Annotated in this window: 13 protein-coding genes and 8 tRNA genes; 13 read left to right on the top strand and 8 right to left on the bottom strand. The window is 46.8% G+C overall.

What is annotated here, in order from left to right:
* Window positions 1–46: 46 nt before the first annotated feature.
* The 3 genes from dapE to VF685_RS04475 all read right to left on the bottom strand — a co-directional run bounded on the left by dapE (window position 47) and on the right by VF685_RS04475 (window position 2,455).
* Window positions 47–1,180, bottom strand: coding sequence for a succinyl-diaminopimelate desuccinylase (gene dapE, locus VF685_RS04485; protein ID WP_286384844.1), 1,134 nt, complete (start codon window positions 1,178–1,180; stop codon window positions 47–49).
* Window positions 1,181–1,305: 125 nt separating this feature from the next.
* On the bottom strand, window positions 1,306–1,452 hold the full coding sequence (locus VF685_RS04480) for an entericidin A/B family lipoprotein (protein WP_005179532.1): 147 nt from the start codon (window positions 1,450–1,452) through the stop codon (window positions 1,306–1,308).
* A gap of 100 nt (window positions 1,453–1,552) precedes the next feature.
* Window positions 1,553–2,455 (bottom strand): DUF1853 family protein, encoded by a 903-nt coding sequence (locus VF685_RS04475; RefSeq protein ID WP_286384845.1) that lies wholly within the window; start codon window positions 2,453–2,455, stop codon window positions 1,553–1,555.
* 90 nt (window positions 2,456–2,545) lie between these two features.
* Here VF685_RS04475 and VF685_RS04470 point away from each other — a divergent pair, with 90 nt between their 5' ends.
* From VF685_RS04470 to VF685_RS04420, 11 genes are all read left to right on the top strand, one after another.
* Window positions 2,546–2,935 carry a YbaN family protein gene (locus VF685_RS04470; protein ID WP_075167111.1) on the top strand — a complete coding sequence of 130 codons (390 nt, stop codon included), beginning with the start codon at window positions 2,546–2,548 and terminating at the stop codon, window positions 2,933–2,935.
* Entirely contained in the window at window positions 2,932–3,462 is a 531-nt protein-coding gene (gene elsL / locus VF685_RS04465; protein ID WP_104488696.1) for a cell wall-recycling L,D-carboxypeptidase ElsL, read from the top strand. The genes VF685_RS04470 and elsL overlap by 4 nt, the downstream gene beginning before the upstream one ends.
* A gap of 277 nt (window positions 3,463–3,739) precedes the next feature.
* Window positions 3,740–3,815, top strand: a tRNA-Val gene (locus VF685_RS04460).
* Between the two features lie 26 nt (window positions 3,816–3,841).
* Window positions 3,842–3,918 (top strand) — tRNA-Asp (locus VF685_RS04455).
* Between the two features lie 51 nt (window positions 3,919–3,969).
* Window positions 3,970–4,046, top strand: a tRNA-Asp gene (locus VF685_RS04450).
* A gap of 20 nt (window positions 4,047–4,066) precedes the next feature.
* A tRNA-Val gene (locus VF685_RS04445) sits at window positions 4,067–4,142 on the top strand.
* 15 nt (window positions 4,143–4,157) lie between these two features.
* Window positions 4,158–4,234, top strand: a tRNA-Asp gene (locus tag VF685_RS04440).
* Between the two features lie 65 nt (window positions 4,235–4,299).
* Window positions 4,300–4,375: transfer RNA gene (locus VF685_RS04435), tRNA-Val, on the top strand.
* A 51-nt stretch (window positions 4,376–4,426) separates the two neighbouring features.
* A tRNA-Asp gene (locus VF685_RS04430) sits at window positions 4,427–4,503 on the top strand.
* 99 nt (window positions 4,504–4,602) lie between these two features.
* Window positions 4,603–4,678, top strand: a tRNA-Val gene (locus VF685_RS04425).
* A 75-nt stretch (window positions 4,679–4,753) separates the two neighbouring features.
* On the top strand, window positions 4,754–5,215 hold the full coding sequence (locus VF685_RS04420) for a DUF2750 domain-containing protein (protein ID WP_005179520.1): 462 nt from the start codon (window positions 4,754–4,756) through the stop codon (window positions 5,213–5,215).
* A gap of 13 nt (window positions 5,216–5,228) precedes the next feature.
* On the opposite strand, the gene VF685_RS04415 is transcribed toward VF685_RS04420, so the two are convergent.
* The 4 genes from VF685_RS04415 to yccS form a co-directional block, all read right to left on the bottom strand.
* The gene (locus VF685_RS04415) at window positions 5,229–5,978 is read right to left on the bottom strand and encodes a YdcF family protein (protein ID WP_286384846.1); all 750 of its coding nucleotides are present in this window, start codon (window positions 5,976–5,978) and stop codon (window positions 5,229–5,231) included.
* A gap of 159 nt (window positions 5,979–6,137) precedes the next feature.
* The gene (locus tag VF685_RS04410) at window positions 6,138–8,738 is read right to left on the bottom strand and encodes a PepSY domain-containing protein (RefSeq protein ID WP_440203566.1); all 2,601 of its coding nucleotides are present in this window, start codon (window positions 8,736–8,738) and stop codon (window positions 6,138–6,140) included.
* A gap of 166 nt (window positions 8,739–8,904) precedes the next feature.
* The gene (locus VF685_RS04405; RefSeq protein WP_440203565.1) at window positions 8,905–9,465 is read right to left on the bottom strand and encodes a YcxB family protein; all 561 of its coding nucleotides are present in this window, start codon (window positions 9,463–9,465) and stop codon (window positions 8,905–8,907) included.
* An 84-nt stretch (window positions 9,466–9,549) separates the two neighbouring features.
* On the bottom strand, window positions 9,550–11,724 hold the full coding sequence (yccS, locus tag VF685_RS04400) for a YccS family putative transporter (protein ID WP_180191999.1): 2,175 nt from the start codon (window positions 11,722–11,724) through the stop codon (window positions 9,550–9,552).
* Between the two features lie 135 nt (window positions 11,725–11,859).
* On the opposite strand from yccS, the gene VF685_RS04395 reads away from it, so the two are divergent.
* Window positions 11,860–13,083 carry a multidrug effflux MFS transporter gene (locus VF685_RS04395; RefSeq protein WP_440203564.1) on the top strand — a complete coding sequence of 408 codons (1,224 nt, stop codon included), beginning with the start codon at window positions 11,860–11,862 and terminating at the stop codon, window positions 13,081–13,083.
* Window positions 13,084–13,175: 92 nt separating this feature from the next.
* Here VF685_RS04395 and VF685_RS04390 read toward each other — a convergent pair whose 3' ends face one another.
* Window positions 13,176–13,880, bottom strand: a complete 705-nt coding sequence (locus VF685_RS04390; protein WP_005179503.1) for a nitroreductase — start codon at window positions 13,878–13,880, stop codon at window positions 13,176–13,178.
* A gap of 384 nt (window positions 13,881–14,264) precedes the next feature.
* On the opposite strand from VF685_RS04390, the gene VF685_RS04385 reads away from it, so the two are divergent.
* Entirely contained in the window at window positions 14,265–15,518 is a 1,254-nt protein-coding gene (locus VF685_RS04385) for a DcaP family trimeric outer membrane transporter (RefSeq protein WP_440203563.1), read from the top strand.
* Window positions 15,519–16,088 lie beyond the last annotated feature (570 nt).

Genomic DNA, 16,088 nt, shown 5'->3' with positions numbered 1-16,088 from the left:
AAAAAAGGAACTCCGCGGAGTTCCTTTTTTATACAACAGCAAGAAATTAAGTCAGTAAACCTTCAAGAATCTGCTCATAAATTTCAGCCAGTGGCTCTAAATCATCAATATTCACGTGTTCATTGATCTGGTGAATGGTCGCGTTCAGCACACCGAGTTCCAGCACTTGTGCACCGGTTGGCGCGATAAAGCGGCCATCTGAGGTACCCCCCGAAGTAGACAGTTCAGTCTCAACACCAGTCACATTGCGAATCGCATTTTTGGCGGCATTGACCAGTTCACCGACTGGGGTCAGGAATGGTAAACCGGACAGTGTCCATTGAATGTCATAGTTCAGTTGATGAAGGTCCAGAATTTCCAGTACCCGGGCTTTGAGCTGCTCAGCAGTCACTTCAGTCGAGTAACGGAAGTTAAAGGTCACGGTCATGGTGCCCGGTACCATGTTGGTTGCACCGGTACCGGCCTGAATATTCGACACCTGGAAAGAGGTGGCCGGGAAGTATTCGTTGCCATTGTCCCAAACAGTTTCGCACAGTTCAGCCAGCGCTTTAGAGGCAGTATGAATCGGGTTAATTGCCAGATGTGGATAAGCCACATGGCCCTGTTTGCCTTTCACGGTTAATACCGCATTTAATGAACCGCGACGGCCATTTTTGACAATATCACCCAGACGATGGGTGCTTGATGGTTCACCGACCAGACACCAGTCCATTTTTTCATTACGTGCTTCCAGGGTTTCAACCACCTTTACGGTACCGTTAATGGATGGACCTTCTTCATCTGAGGTAATTAAGAACGCAATTGAGCCTTTATGATCTGGATGTTTGGCCACAAAGCGTTCTGAAGCCACCACCATGGCTGCCAATGCCGTTTTCATATCGGCACTACCGCGGCCATAGAGCTTGCCATCACGAATTTCTGGAGCAAACGGGTCAGAATGCCAGGCATCTAAACTACCAGTAGGGACCACATCGGTATGACCGGCAAAACAGAACACCGGGCCTTCTGTGCCTTTACGCGCCCAAAGATTATCGACATCTTCAAAACGCATTGATTCAATATTAAAGCCAATCTTTTTTAAGCGTTCCGCCATGATGTCTTGGCAGTTATGATCAACAGGTGTTACGGAAGGTTGACGTAATAACTGTAAGCTGAGCTCGAGCGTATCTGAGTGGTTCATGGCTTTGGAATCATGCAAAAAATTTGCCCCTATAATAGGGGAATCATGCCGAGAAGGGGAGTTTTTAATATAAAAAACCTTATCAGGAGATAAGGTTTTTGCCGGGAATTTGCATTGAAATTTGATTATTGACGGATTTCATCCTGAGTTTTTTCAGCCGTATTACTTACCGCATTACCTGCTGAAGAGACATCTTCACCTAGACCTTTTACTGTATTACAACCAGTCAGAACAAACATCATTAGTAATGAAGTCGCTAGAATTTTTTTCATCATCATCTCCGTATCATTAAGCATAAATTATTCTGATGTGAAAATTAGAGTAAGAAATATACAGCCAAAAAAATATAGTGCTTTGATTGTGGTTGAGTAATTAAATGTTGTTCAAAGATAGGCTTTTAGTCCAATAGTGCTGATAACACGCATCCATCAGCACCGGGTTACGATACATATAAAATGCTGACTGCTCCTGATTCAGATATAAGCCATTGCTCCAGAATGTGTTGGCTGAACTGCTTGGGCGGGCATGCGGACAAATCCATTCGTGCCGTTGCAGCCGGTAAAAATCCTGATGATTGTGCGGCAAATGCTGGCTCCAGGTGCCAATTCTGCGCTCGGGATTGACCCAGTCGGGAAGAGCCTGTGCAGTGGTATGTTCAGGCAGATACAGCTGGCCTTTTAACACGGCAAAGCGCTGTTGAATGGTATGACCTTGGGCCTGCTGAAACTGAAACTGCTTTTGGGTAAAGTGGGTTAACTTGCGTAATAAGGTGTCGCTGCGGTTCAGCCCATACCAGTAGGGCAGACTCAAATCACGTTCAGCCAGATAATATTTGAGCGCCACTTCCCAATGTTCAACTTGCTGGTGGTCATGGTTTAGCAGCAGAAAATCGAGTTCGCCCGTGGTGCGTGGTCCATCAATTATCTGAATGCTATGTCCAAGCAATTCATAAGGATGATAGTCACGCTCGGTCAGCCAGAACCAGAGCAGCATTTCAAACCGCAGCCCTAGCCGGGTACTTTTGAGCTGGCTTAAAAAATCTTCCAGTGCAGCCGGATGCTGGTCTAAATGCTTCAGCCGGCTTTGATAATAATCAAAGTGCTGCAACCAGCAATCTGTAGGATGAAAATCAAAGCCATAACGCTGCTCCAGTGCTGGTGGCAGCTGCTGTAAAATGTTGGGACTGGCCACGCTAAAGGCCAGTTGCCGCACCAACGGATTGCGGAAATTTAACCAGGGTTCAGCAGAAATATCAGTAAAGGTGTTAGGCGACATCAGTAAATCCATGGTTAAACAGCAGAATTACAACGAAGAAAAGTTTAAAAACGCTTTATACTAGCGCAATTCGACGGGTAGGGTTGCGGTATGAGAGTATTGTTTTGGCGAAGTTTGGTGGTGATTTTTGTCATCCTCGGCTTCATTGGTGCAGTGTTGCCCGGTATGCCAACAACAGTCTTTCTGATTTTAGCGGCCTGGGCCGCGTCCAAAGGCTGGCCGCAAATGGATGCCTGGTTGCTGAACCATCCCAAATATGGCCAGACCTTAAGAGACTGGCGTGCCAATGGCACCGTACCGCGTAAAGCCAAATGGTTTGCCACCATCATGATGCTGATCAGTGCCTGCATCATGTTATTTACCACGGCTCCGCTGGCCGTCAAAATTTTTACCAACCTGACCATGTTTGTGGTGGCAATCTGGTTATGGCTACGTCCTGAACCTGTTGTTGTCACTCCACCAAAGGTAAAGCAAGAATGATCTACCCTCTACATGCTGCGGATATTCTGGTTGATTTATCTGAGCAGACCTTATATCTACCAAAACACAATAAACTGTATGTGGTGTCTACCGGTGAAAAGGGCATTGGTGAAGCAGAAAATAGTGGCAAAACCCCACGTGGCTGGCATCAGGTGGCCCTCAAGTTTGGTGCAGATGCGCCGGAAAATACCGTGTTTATTGCCCGTCAGCCAACGGGTGAAATTTATGATGATGAGCTGGCCGAACAGTTTCCTGAACGTGACTGGATTTTGTCCCGTATTTTATGGCTATCAGGGCTGGAGGATGGTTTTAACCAGGGCGCTGGCTGTGACACCTTTAAACGTTATATTTATTTGCATGGCACGCCAGATACCGAACCGATGGGCATTCCCAAGTCACATGGCTGTATCCGGATGCGCAATCGCGACATTATCGAGCTGTTCGAGCTGATTCCAGAACAGGCATTGGTGTATTTGTCTGAAAAGCGGCTGGATTTTAGCCCCTTGGCCATTGAACCACAGCCATAAGACTTAAGCCTGAATTTTGCTGGCATTTTTTACAGATAAAAAATAAAAATGTGCAGGCGAGCAGGGGGGTAATTGCAAGAAATTTCTTCTATTCTCAAGTGGGCTAAAAATAAAATTTTTTGAATAAAGTCAAATAACATACAGAATTTGTTTGTTTTTCTAGCGAATCACTTATTTTTTAATCACTCAGTCATAAAAAAGTGAAAACTGGCAGAAAAGCGTTTGACAGGCGGTAAAGATTCTCTATAATGCACCTCACAAACGATGAAGACGTTAAGGGCGCTTAGCTCAGTTGGTAGAGCGTCTGCCTTACAAGCAGAATGTCGGCGGTTCGATCCCGTCAGCGCCCACCAAGCCTTTACGTTAAAGATTCTTACGTGCAGCGGTAGTTCAGTTGGTTAGAATACCGGCCTGTCACGCCGGGGGTCGCGGGTTCGAGCCCCGTCCGCTGCGCCACTTAAGCTTCTTTAATATTCGTTTGAACCACAATAGTGACTTTGTGTAAGTGCAGCGGTAGTTCAGTTGGTTAGAATACCGGCCTGTCACGCCGGGGGTCGCGGGTTCGAGCCCCGTCCGCTGCGCCATTTACATAAAATGCTTTTGAGGGCGCTTAGCTCAGTTGGTAGAGCGTCTGCCTTACAAGCAGAATGTCGGCGGTTCGATCCCGTCAGCGCCCACCATGATTCTTTTGCGATGCAGCGGTAGTTCAGTTGGTTAGAATACCGGCCTGTCACGCCGGGGGTCGCGGGTTCGAGCCCCGTCCGCTGCGCCATCTCAAAGAATAGCCTTATAAGTTTCCTGAGCTTATAGTGGACTCAAGATTGACAATCTTAATCAGGGCGCTTAGCTCAGTTGGTAGAGCGTCTGCCTTACAAGCAGAATGTCGGCGGTTCGATCCCGTCAGCGCCCACCATATTCAAGCTGTAAAGCTTAAAAGACCTTAATTGCTTACGCAATTACCGTTGCAGCGGTAGTTCAGTTGGTTAGAATACCGGCCTGTCACGCCGGGGGTCGCGGGTTCGAGCCCCGTCCGCTGCGCCATTTTTCATGCCCTGATGTGAAAAATGTGATCAATTACCAAGACTACACACTTCGTTGGTCTTGCGTCGTAAAAAATAATATATTATTTTTTACTCTTCAGGGCGCTTAGCTCAGTTGGTAGAGCGTCTGCCTTACAAGCAGAATGTCGGCGGTTCGATCCCGTCAGCGCCCACCATATCTTTCTTGCCTAAATCTTAAATATTCCATAGAATCCCAGCATTATAAAACAATAAAATGGACTGGATGATCTATGCGCAATCCATATCAACGCAAGGCCGCGTCTAAATCTCAAACTTCAAGCTATAATGTTCAAGATATTTACAAACAGTTTATTGAAATCATGGTCAGCCAGGGACAAGTGTTTGCGCTGTATCATGACGGCTGGGCCTTATGTGCCACACCCACCGGACAGCGCGCTTTTGCGGTCTGGCAAAATAAAAGTCTGGCCAAATTGCTGGTCAAAGACAACTGGGAAAATTACGATATTCAGGAAGTCAGCTTTAAAGATTTTATTGAAAAAGTCCTGCCATTTTTAAGACAGGAAAGCACACTGGTGTCAATGAATCTTAGTCCCGAAGGGCAGAATGTACTGGTGGCACCGGAAAAGCTGCTGCTGGATATTAAAAACTATCTTTACCAGATTTATCTGCAAAAACCTGAAGTCTATAAAAACCTGCAACTGCCTTCGCCACGTTCCATTCGCCTTAATTAATCTTTATTGGGTATTAATATTCATTGAGTAGCCAACCACTTACATAAGCAAAATATTCGCGTAACCAGGAGTTATAGCGAATATAGAGTGGTGTAGGAGCGCTATAGGGCAAGGGCTGCTGATAGCCCTGTTTGCGGGCAATCGCCAGCGCACGCGGTAAATGAAAATCACTGGTCACCACGGCAATCGGATCACTGAGCTGAATATCGTGTTGTGCCAGTAAGGCCTTGGAGTTTTGGAAATTCAGAGCGGTACTGGTGCTGCGTGCTTCCAATAGAATCCGTGTTTTCGGAAGATGATGCTGCTCTGTTAAATAGTGCGCCATCACTTTGGCTTCGGTCCACTGATTCCCAAAAGCGGCGCCACCACTGACGATAATGGGAATTTGTGGCAGCTGCTTGGCCAACGTGGCCCCGGCATCCAGGCGTTTGGCCAAGGTCGGCGTCGGCTGGTTGTGCTGGATTCCCCCGCCTAAAATCAGAATCGCCTGCGTATTCGGATTGGGTTGGCTATGCAGGCTTTGCCAGTGTAAGTAGCCAAAGAACAGCGCTACACTGAGTAGCCAGACCCAGAAAGCACCCCATACTAAACGCCAGCCTTGTTGATAGATCGGGCGCTGTCGAATCCAGCGCTGTAGCAGAACATAAGCCAAGGCATAAATGAACAGTGCTGCACCGAACAGCATCGGCAGCAGGGTACCAAAATGAAAGCTGTTCAGACTGAGCAACCACAGACCATTGGCCAGTAGTAGAATTGCAGCCATCAGGCTCAGAAGACGTTTCAGTGGGGCGTGGCTGTGACTCTGTATGGCGGAATGATCATAAATAGCGTGATGTATCTGCAGATTATAAAAGATCAAGATGAAAAAACCGGACATCAAGTCCGGTTTTTTCAATTTTAGTTTTCAGCAAGTTAGCGAAACTTAGTAGACATCACGGCGGTAACGGCCTTCGCTGCGTAACTGATCCACCGTAGCTTCACCAAGCAGTTCAATCAGGGTCTGGTCAACATCGCTGGCCATGCCATCAATACTGCCGCAGACATAAATCACGGCACCTTGCTCAATCCAGCGTTGCAGTTCTTTGGCCTGTTCACGCAATTTATGGTGTACATAGACTTTCTGTTCCTGATCACGCGAGAAGGCCACATCCAGACGCTGCAACATGCCGGTGCTTTGCCATGCAGACACAATATTTTCATAGAAAAAGTCATGTGCGCGCTGACGTTCACCGAAAATCAGCCAGTTCTGGGTGTAGTCATGACGGATGCGCGCCTGTAATAGACTCATTAGCCCGGCAATACCAGTCCCGTTACCAATACAGATGATTGGACGGTTGTCATCAATCAGGTGGAACGATTCATTGGTGCGAATACGCAGGGCAATACTGCTCTGTAGCGGCGCATGCTGGGTGAGCCAGCCTGAACCAAGGCCCAGTTGACCTTGGGCATCGGATTGCTGACGGACCACCAGACGCAAAATCTGCTGCGATGGAATGCTGGCAATCGAGTATTCACGTGCCGGCAGGGTTGGTAACTGTTCCAGTAAATGCTCCAGATTGGCAAACGGCTCGATTTCAATGGTCAGGTCTTTGTCCCAGAGCGCCTGTTCAATCGGTTCACCGGTCGAATCTAGCAGGGTACCCGGCTGAATCTGATGCTGTTGCATAAAGGCTGCCAGACGCTCAGGACTGTTCCCTGGCTGGATTTCGGCAATATCACCGGCTTCCCAGTGTGCTTCGTGTTGCGGTGCCAGCTCGATATTATAGGCTGGTGCACCCAGACTGTCCGGATTGAGCAGATCACGCTGTTTCAGAATCCAGCTGTCAAAGGTCTTGTGAATGTCCATACCTTGCAATTCAAGCTGGGTGGCTTGAGCCAGTGCCGCGTTCCAGCGCTGGATATCTTCATTGCTGGCATTGTCCACTTCAATGGTGGCAAACAGAGGCTGTGCCTGATTGCGTTGTAACCACTGATCAATTTTATGACCAAAGCTGCAGTAGCTGTCCAGATATTCCCTGGAGCCCAGCGCCAGTACCGCATAACGAAGATGCTGTAAATTGGCCGAGCTGCTCAGGATTTTCTTGTCAAAGCTGGAGGCTAAATCAGGTGCTTCACCGGTACCATAGGTACTGGCTATAAACAGCACCTGTTCTACCGATTGCAGATCTTCCAGACTCAATTGCTGTACCGGTTTCACGGTCACCGGCTGATGCGCTTCCTGCAAACTGGTCGCAGTACGCCAGGCCAGCTGTTCAGCCACGCCGGTTTGGGTGGCGTAGGCAATCAGCCACGGTTTGGCATTTGGATCAACCGTGACGGCGCTTGCGCTATTCCGTGCTGCCTGGGTCAGTTTCTTCTGCTTGCGACGTTTCAGATACAGCATCCAGCCGGTCACAAAGAACAGCGGCATCAGCAGGGAAGCGACCATGGCAAAGAACTGGTACACCGGACCAAAGAAGCTGCCACGGTGAACCGGTAACATGCTGCTCATGATTTTTTCATTGAGTTTTTTATCTTCATACAGGCTGATGTCGGTGAGGCTGGCCGTCTGATAGTTATAGGTTGCACTATTGCGGGCACGTTCATGCTGCGGTACTGCATCGACAAAGTTCAGGCTGACTTCACCATTGGCCTGTTTGGGCAGATTCAGGGTCATGGTTGAGTAGTCGCGTCCCAGTTGTGCCTGTACGCCAGTCCAGGTCTGGTTTAATACAGCCTGCATTTGCAGCGAATCCAGTCCTTCCGCACGCTCACCACGACCTTCACGCGCAGCACCTTCGCCACGTTCACGGCCTTGCGGCGCACCACGCTGACCTTGCGGCGCGGCATTGGCCTGCATTTGTGGTTGTGGACGTTCTACGCCCAGCACCTTGAACATGCCATTACGCCACCAGTCATAGGACCAGTACAAACCGGTACAGGCCAGAATCAGGTAGAAAATCACCACCCAGGTGCCGACAACGGCGTGTAAATCCCAGATGAAGTTCCGGCCTTTAAGTTTCGGCTTCACAAAGAACCACTGTTTTACCGAATGCTTTTTCGGCCAGCGTAGATACAGACCACTCAAGACAAAGAAAATCAGCATCAAGGCACAGGCGCCGGTAATCTGCTTGCCGACCGGGCCAACGGTCAGGTTACGGTGTAACTGCTGGATAAACTGGAAAAATTCACGGCCTTTAATCTCGGGTAACACTTCTGCGCTGTAGGGGTTAATCAGCACATTCTGGCCGCGACGTGCGCCTTCTTTGGCAATATTGACACTCGAAGATGCTGCCGGATCGGAGGCGATAGTAATGCTATTAATTTTGGTTTCAGGTTGAGTCAGCTGAAAATGCTGATAGATATCCGCCGGGGTGAGCTTGGCCCGGTTTTCGACCTGCACGGTATAACTGTCCGGATTCATCCATTTTAGAATTTGTTGTTCATAGGAATAAATCGCACCGGTAACACCCATCAGTGCGAGAATCAGGCCCGCACTAATTCCAAGGAACCAGTGCAGCTGGAAAAATATTTTTTTAAGCATAGCAATACAGCAGCAGTGTGAAGAGAACAATGGGCGAAATTATAACTGAAGAATAGCGAGATGGAATAGAGTTTGAATATAATATTTATTCTCATTATCATTTAGATTGGTGCAAACCGGATAAAAAAACCTCCAGCAGGGTGGAGGTTTTTTTGAGCTTACAGGCTTAAAGCTGTTTTGGTTCACCTACAGATTCAAGCAGGTGCTTACGAATGGTTTTAAAAGAAAAGTTTTTAGAATCCAGACGTTTTGGCAAGATATAAGCGCCTTGCTGACCTTTGACGGTAAAGTTCACCAGAATGAAATCCGGGGTAGAATACCATTCATAAATATCTTTCCAGCTAATCGCGCCCATGCCTTCTTGCAGGCCCATTTGCTGACGCATGATGATGCCGTGCGGTTGTACGCCTAGACGGATGCCTTTAATTTCCTGTACCGGAAATTCATTCATTTTGTGTTTGGCATACCATTCCAGACCGAATTTACGGATCAGGAAGTACAGCACCACACAGACCAGAGCTACCCAGCAGAAAATGGTGGAATAGTTCTTGATCAGGATAATCCCCAGAATAGACAGGGCCGTAATAATGCCCATGATCGCCCAGGCTTTGGTGCCAATTTTGTTGGTGCTACGCCAAATTAAAAGCTGGGCATGACGCTGCTCGGCTTCGCTAATGTCGTAGTTCACAGGCTGTAAAGTATAAGCGTATAAATTTTTCGCGGTCATAGTGGAACTAACAAATTTCAAACTCAGAAAAGTTTAGCATTAATTACAGCATTTCAGGAGTCTATTGTTGCAAAATCATCCGAATTATAACGAGGCCAGTTCGGTGGCATCCTGATCACGGTCATGGCTTAAACTCTGCTTTAGCTGACTCAGTTGATGCAGGATGGTCAGCATCAGCGATAACTGCTGCAAAATAATCAATCCCTGTTGATCTTCCTGATGATTTTGACTTAAACGCTGCCGGATGGTATGCAGCATATTTTGCGAAGACAGATCCGGTACTTCATCGTTCAGCAAGGCACCGCGAATATCTTCCAGCGCTTTATCCAGCAGGGTTAAAATCTCCGGATCTTCAATTTTTTCCCGGTGTGCCCCCAGCGCGGCAATATAGCTGATAAAGGTATGATTCAGGCACAGCAATTCAAAAGCCTGGGCTTTTTGCGAGGCATCAAAATCCGGTTCAGTGGCCAGGGTAGAAATAAGCGAGGCCAGTTCGGCATCGGTATTATGCGCTGCACGGCGTACCACGCGATAGGTCAGGCCGTTATTGCGCCCAGTTTTGTATTGCTCGACCACTTCAGTCAGATAATCACACTGCGCATTTAAGGCACGGCGAATGGTGCGCGGCAAGCGGCGGAATCTCCAGTCCGGGAAAATAAAGCTGACGCCAAACCAGGCCAGTGCACAGCCAATTAAAGTATCAATCATACGCGGCAGGGCGGCGGCAAAACCCATACCATCGAGGTTAAAGTTAATCAGCGCCAGAATGGTAATAAAGGCGGTGGCTTGTGCATACTGCTTACTGCGTAATTCAAAGAACAGAATTCCGCTCACCACCAGCAGCAACAGCTGACCTTCGACCGATGGAATAAAATATAAGATGCTATAACCGACCAGAATCCCGACCAGGGTGCCGACAATCCGCAGGCGTAAGCGGCGTTTGGTGGCGTTAAAGTTGGGTTGGGTCACAAACAGCGCGGTCAGTAAAATCCAGTAGCCGTATTCAATATTGGTGACCTGGACAAAAATATAGCCAATCAGCAGCACCGCCGATAATCGAATGGCATGCCGGAACAGCACCGATTCTGGGGTTAGATGCTGCTTGATGCGGATGACCATATCATCCCAGCCTTTCAGGTCATCATCTTTAAGCTGGTTTTCAATATGTTTGGTTTTATCCAGCTTGATATAACGCTCGGTTTCCAGGTTGCGTAACTGCGCATCAATAGATTTAAGGTTCTGATACAGGGCAAACAGGGCATTGACCCAGACCTGATCATACTGCTGTTCGCTACGCAGCTTTTGCAGCGAGTGTTTCAGGTTTTCAAAGGCATGTTTAAAACGTTTGCTGTGAATATAGGGTTCACGCTTCAGGATACTTTCGCTTAAATCTTTACAGGCCTTGCCCTGAATCGCCAGAATGCGCTGGAAACGGAACAGGATGTCGCTGTGCTCAAAAATTTTGGCCAGTTTCTGATAGTCAATATGCGCAGAGTCGGCACGTTCATGAATATCCTGGGCAATAAAATAATATTGCAGGCTGCGGCGAGTGTCTTTCTGGCCGCGGTCACCTTTTAAGCGGGTCAGTAGCGCGGTTTTCAGTTCATTAAACAGGCCAATCAGCTTGCCGTTTTCCATCGATAGGTCAATCAGGCTTTGCTGATAACTGCCGGGGGTCATATCGACATCAAACAGGTTGGATTTGGCAAACAGGAAATCGCCTAACGAGGCATAGCTTTGCGAAAGTTTGTCTTGTAGCTGCCGTACCGGGAACAGTAAAAAACTGATGGTGGAAATCAGCCCGTACCAGACTGCACCGGCCACCAGCAAGGCTGGCTGGGTGTACCAGTCTTCAAACAGGTCCACGCCGAGCATGGCATAAACCGAAATCACCAGACAGCCATAGGCAATGGTGGCATAACGCCGGCCCAGAGAACCGAGCAGAATCAGGCCAATACAGGAGATAATCAGGCCAATGGCAAACAGCACCGGATGTGGAAACAGCAGCTGAATGGAGGCGGCGGTAATAAAAAAGCCGATATAGGTATAAGTCTGGTTCAGGATTCTTAAAGAGAAGCGGTCATCAATATCGCTTAAACCGGCTGCGACCACGCCCAAGGTTAGCGGAATGGTGGCCAGCTGATAGCCGAGCAGATAAGGAACAAAGGCGGTGCCGGCAAAGGCGATCATCATCCGGATGTTATAGATAAAGGCCGTGTTGTAGGCAAAGTGTTTGAGACGTGTGAGCCAGGATTTCAAGACTGTTCCTTAAACGAAGCCAGATGCTATGCAGCGGGCAGCAATTATGTGAAACTTCACTTTCAGTACCCTGAAATAATACTATGGACTGTGTACCTTGTCTTTAAATCAGTCATTTAAAAAAGAAATATGAATATGTCCGATTCCCATGTCAGTGCAAGCCCGCAGCAGCAGTATCCATCTTCCTGGATTTTACTGCTGGCTTTGCTGACCTCGCTTGGTCCGCTATCAATTGATATGTATCTGCCGGCCTTGCCTCAAATGGCAGATGATTTTGGCGTCAGCACGCAAATGGTGGCCAACAGTCTGCCGGCTTATTTTCTGGGGCTGGCGATTGGACAGTTAATTTATGGCCCTTTGAGTGACCGGATTGGCCGTAAAACCCCACTATATTTTGGTTTGGGACTGTATTTTTTGGCCAGTCTGCTCTGTATTTATGCCCAGGATGAATGGAGCCTGATTGCGGCGCGGGTATTGCAGGCCTTAGGGGGCTGTGTTGGGGTGGTAATTGCCCGTGCGGCAATTCGTGACCGGCTGGATATGCAGGCCTCCGCGCAGGCTTTTTCCAGCATGATGATTGTGACCGCAATTGCGCCCATTATTGCGCCGGGTCTGGGTGCGATTGTGCTGAGCTTTTTTGACTGGCAGGCGATTTTTGTCTGTCTGGCCATGATGAGTTTGGTCTGCTGGCTGTGTGTTCATTTTTTCTTTCAGGAAACCCTGCCGCCAGAGCGCCGTCTGAAATTGAATTTCTATCAGGTACTGACCCTCTATCTGGCCATTTTAAAGGACCGCAGTTTTTATTTACCGATGATCGCTGGCTGTTTTACCGGCGGGGCGATGTTCTGTTATATCAGCAGTTCTGCCGCCGTTCTGATGGATGGTTATGGCTTGAACCAGCAGCAGTTTTCGATTGCTTTTGGTGCCAATGCGGTCGGTATTATGCTGGCCTCGACCTTAAACAAGCATTTGGCAACCCGCAGCTCTTTAATGACCCGTTTAAAAATAGGCGGTACGGTGCAGGGCACTGGCGCGCTAATTCTGGTCATCGCCGGGCTGATGAGCCATGCGCCGATTGTTGTGGTTTTTGCCGGGCTGTTTTTAGCTGTGGCCGGAATTGGTTTTACTGGCCCCAATGCCATGGCGTTGGCGATGTCTGAGCAGGGCGCACGCGCTGGTACAGCCAGCGCGATTATGGGCAGTATGCAATTTAGCTGCGGTTTAATTGGCGGCTTAATGCTGAATGTACTGATCTGGGATGCTTTATTAAATATGGGCAGTGTGATGCTGCTGTTTATTCTGATTGGGGTGAGTGCGATGTACATTATGCATCGGGAGCGGAAATTAAAAACCGCCTAAACCCGATTCATCTTTACAAATAAAAAGAAGAAACCCGGGTGGTTTCTTCTTCGCTCTTTAAGCTGTTGCAGCGTGAGGGCCAGAGCTAAAATTTACTCTACAAACACGGCAAATTCTTCGACCGGTACCCGTGGAGTAATAAAGCTATTCACAATATGCTCTGGATCGGCATAACCCAAGGCCATACCACAGACCAGTTCTTCATCGGCCGGGGCATTTAAGACCTCTAACACAATACGATGAAAACTATTCCAGGCGGCTTGTGGGCAGGTGTCCAGTCCGCGTGCCTTGGCGGCAATCATCACGTTTTGCATCATCATGGAAAGATCCATTTTTGAACCAATTTCCAGGTCGCGGTGCAGGGTAAAAAACAGGCCTACCGGTGCATCAAACAGCTGAAAATTACGTAGATGCTGTGCAGCCATCTTCTGTTTTTCGCCTTTTTCAATATTGAGCAGGCCATACAGCCCCCAGCCATTTTCACGGCGCCGCTCAATAAAAGGCGAGAACCATTGTTCCGGATAATAGGAAAAGGTGGCCTGATAATCGGCCGCACGTTCAGGATGCAAATACAGTTCAGTTTGTGCCTGACAGACCCGATCAATGAGTTCCTGACGCTTTTGACCGGTCACCACATACACCTTCCACGGCTGAATATTGGTGCCAGAAGGTGCGCGGCTGGCCACGCTTAGAATATCTTTAATCATTTGCGGATCGACCGGCCGATCTAAAAAGGCACGCACCGAATGACGCGAGCTAATGGCCTGATCGACTAGTTGTACTAGTCCTTTATCCATGAAAAATCCCTTAAAATGTTTATGTTCTAATCAACTGTCGCTATATACAATAGTCTAATATTTAACCGGGTGGGTAACTTTTGCTTTTCGATAAAACTATGATAATTCGATATTTTTACAAACGAGAATTAGAAAAATTGATCAGTCCTTTATCCTTATACGTTAAAAGTGATTTTAATAAAATAAATTAATTGTTAGATTGAAAGCATAAAACGATTACAGTTTTGTGTAATTCTTTATTGATAAGACTTTTAATTATTTGATAAATAGCAAAAGTGTGATGATTAAATGACATTTAAATCAGGGATGCTTGCCATCTGAGTCAGTATTTAAAATGTCTTAAAAGAGCACGGATGCGCATTATTTTTTACTCTGGAGATACCCATGGATCGTAAAATCCAAACTTCATTTATCACAAAAACATTAGCGGTCGCAATTACAGCAGCAATGGCGTCTACGGTACAGGCGGCAAGCACTGAACAACAACAAATTCAAGAATTACGCCAGGAAGTACAAGCACTCAAAGCTTTAATTCAACAGCAGCAACAGGTTCAGCAACAGCAACAAGTCCAGATCCAGCAAGTTCAGGCGCAACCGGCACCTGCAGCAAAATCGGCTTCACCATTTTCCTTAAAGTCGAAGGGCGGTGCTGAAGTCAATCTGTACGGTTTTGTGCGTGGTGATGCTGCCTATCAAATTGAAGGTGGTAATGGAATGTTTAACCGTATCCACGCCGTTAGCTTGGGCGATGACAATAAAGCAACTGAAGACCGTTTTGATTCAACCGCAACCACTACACGCCTTGGTTTAGACTTTAAAGGTCCAGTCGCAGGGAAAGATGTCGGCGGTAAAATTGAGATTGATTTTCGTGGCGGTGATAAAAATGATACCGTACGTATTCGCCACGCTTACTTAACCATGGACAACTGGTTATTGGGTCAAACCACTTCATCCTTCCTTTCCGGTGAAACTACACCTGAAATGCTGGACTTTAACTCACCACTCGGTATTGGTACTTACCGTACACCACAAGTACGTTATAGCGACAAAATTAATGCAGACACGACTTATTTTGTTGGTTTAGAAAAAGGACATGACGATAACAGACTGCCGGCAGCAACCGCAAAAGTTGCACATAAATTTGCTGAAGGTGCAGGTACGCTGACAGGTCGAGCGCTGGTTCAGGAAGTTCGTGCGCGTGATGTAGCTGACGAAACAGATTTTGGCTGGGGCTTGGCTGCGGGTGTAAACTTTAAACCAACTGAAACCTTAACTTTAAATGCCGACTACTCTCATGTAACGGGTGATGACAAGTTTATTCTATACACCAATGGGAATAAGCGTTATTTAGTAGATGGTAATGACATCGATTTAAAAGAATTTGATGCATTTACTTTAGGCGCTACTTTGAAAATTACACCAAAACTTCGTAGTACATTAGGTTATGGTGCAGTCTTCTTTGATGATGCTGTAGGTAAAGAAAATGACGAATTACAGCAAGGCTGGTTAAATGTCATGTATAACCCGGTACAACCAATTACCTTGGGTGCTGAATATGTTTACGGTGAACGTGAAACAGCTGATGGCCAAACAGGTAAAGATAATCGTATTGGTGTAATGGCACGTTATAACTTCTAAGTGCTGAACCAAAAAAGAGGTGGCTTGCCACCTCTTTTTTTTATTTACCAATTTTTAAAAAAACAATTTTAAATTCAGTTGCTTAAATTTATAGTTAAAAGCAATAAGTTAGACTAATAGCGAATAGCGTTAAAAAAATAAAGATTTTTAGAGAAAAAGATGCATAATGTGCGATTTTTTAAGCTGTATTGTTCAGCTTTTTCTATGAATTAAGATGTATTTGTTGGCTACATGAAGCAATGCATTTTCTATGTTTAGGAGCCTATATGAGATTATCTTTCTATAGTAAGCCTATTCAGAGATTTCAGCCTGACATTACCCTGCCACTGAAGTGTCTGTATTTTATTTTTCACTCCCTCTTTTTCAGGCAGTGCCGGTTAATATGAATTTGAGGAGCGAAGCTGAGTCTTGCGCTCCAGCTCAGATGCTTCTTCGCCAACTCAGAACTTTTTCTGATTTACATTATTCATATTGCAGAGTTTTCCCGTTTATTTAAATTAAACAGAGCAGCCTTATCATAAAAGGTGCTTATATCATCAGGTTTAAATAATCAGAACCGGAAAACAATAA

It is taken from the genome of Acinetobacter sp. Brlt_5 (assembly GCF_051949055.1).
GTDB lineage: Bacteria > Pseudomonadota > Gammaproteobacteria > Pseudomonadales > Moraxellaceae > Acinetobacter > Acinetobacter indicus.
This window is presented reverse-complemented; position numbering and strand designations above follow the sequence as displayed.

Bases quoted from the DNA above. Each gene is read 5' to 3' on its own strand.
- dapE (WP_286384844.1), bottom strand. From the start codon at position 1,180: ATGAACCACTCAGATACGCTCGAGCTCAGCTTACAGTTATTACGTCAA.
- VF685_RS04415 (WP_286384846.1), bottom strand. From the start codon at position 5,978: ATGGCTGCAATTCTACTACTGGCCAATGGTCTGTGGTTGCTCAGTCTG.
- VF685_RS04470 (WP_075167111.1), top strand. From the start codon at position 2,546: ATGAGAGTATTGTTTTGGCGAAGTTTGGTGGTGATTTTTGTCATCCTC.
- VF685_RS04480 (WP_005179532.1), bottom strand. From the start codon at position 1,452: ATGAAAAAAATTCTAGCGACTTCATTACTAATGATGTTTGTTCTGACT.
- VF685_RS04395 (WP_440203564.1), top strand. From the start codon at position 11,860: ATGTCCGATTCCCATGTCAGTGCAAGCCCGCAGCAGCAGTATCCATCT.
- elsL (WP_104488696.1), top strand. From the start codon at position 2,932: ATGATCTACCCTCTACATGCTGCGGATATTCTGGTTGATTTATCTGAG.
- VF685_RS04475 (WP_286384845.1), bottom strand. From the start codon at position 2,455: ATGTCGCCTAACACCTTTACTGATATTTCTGCTGAACCCTGGTTAAAT.
- VF685_RS04420 (WP_005179520.1), top strand. From the start codon at position 4,754: ATGCGCAATCCATATCAACGCAAGGCCGCGTCTAAATCTCAAACTTCA.
- VF685_RS04405 (WP_440203565.1), bottom strand. From the start codon at position 9,465: ATGACCGCGAAAAATTTATACGCTTATACTTTACAGCCTGTGAACTAC.
- VF685_RS04390 (WP_005179503.1), bottom strand. From the start codon at position 13,880: ATGGATAAAGGACTAGTACAACTAGTCGATCAGGCCATTAGCTCGCGT.
- VF685_RS04385 (WP_440203563.1), top strand. From the start codon at position 14,265: ATGGATCGTAAAATCCAAACTTCATTTATCACAAAAACATTAGCGGTC.
- VF685_RS04410 (WP_440203566.1), bottom strand. From the start codon at position 8,738: ATGCTTAAAAAAATATTTTTCCAGCTGCACTGGTTCCTTGGAATTAGT.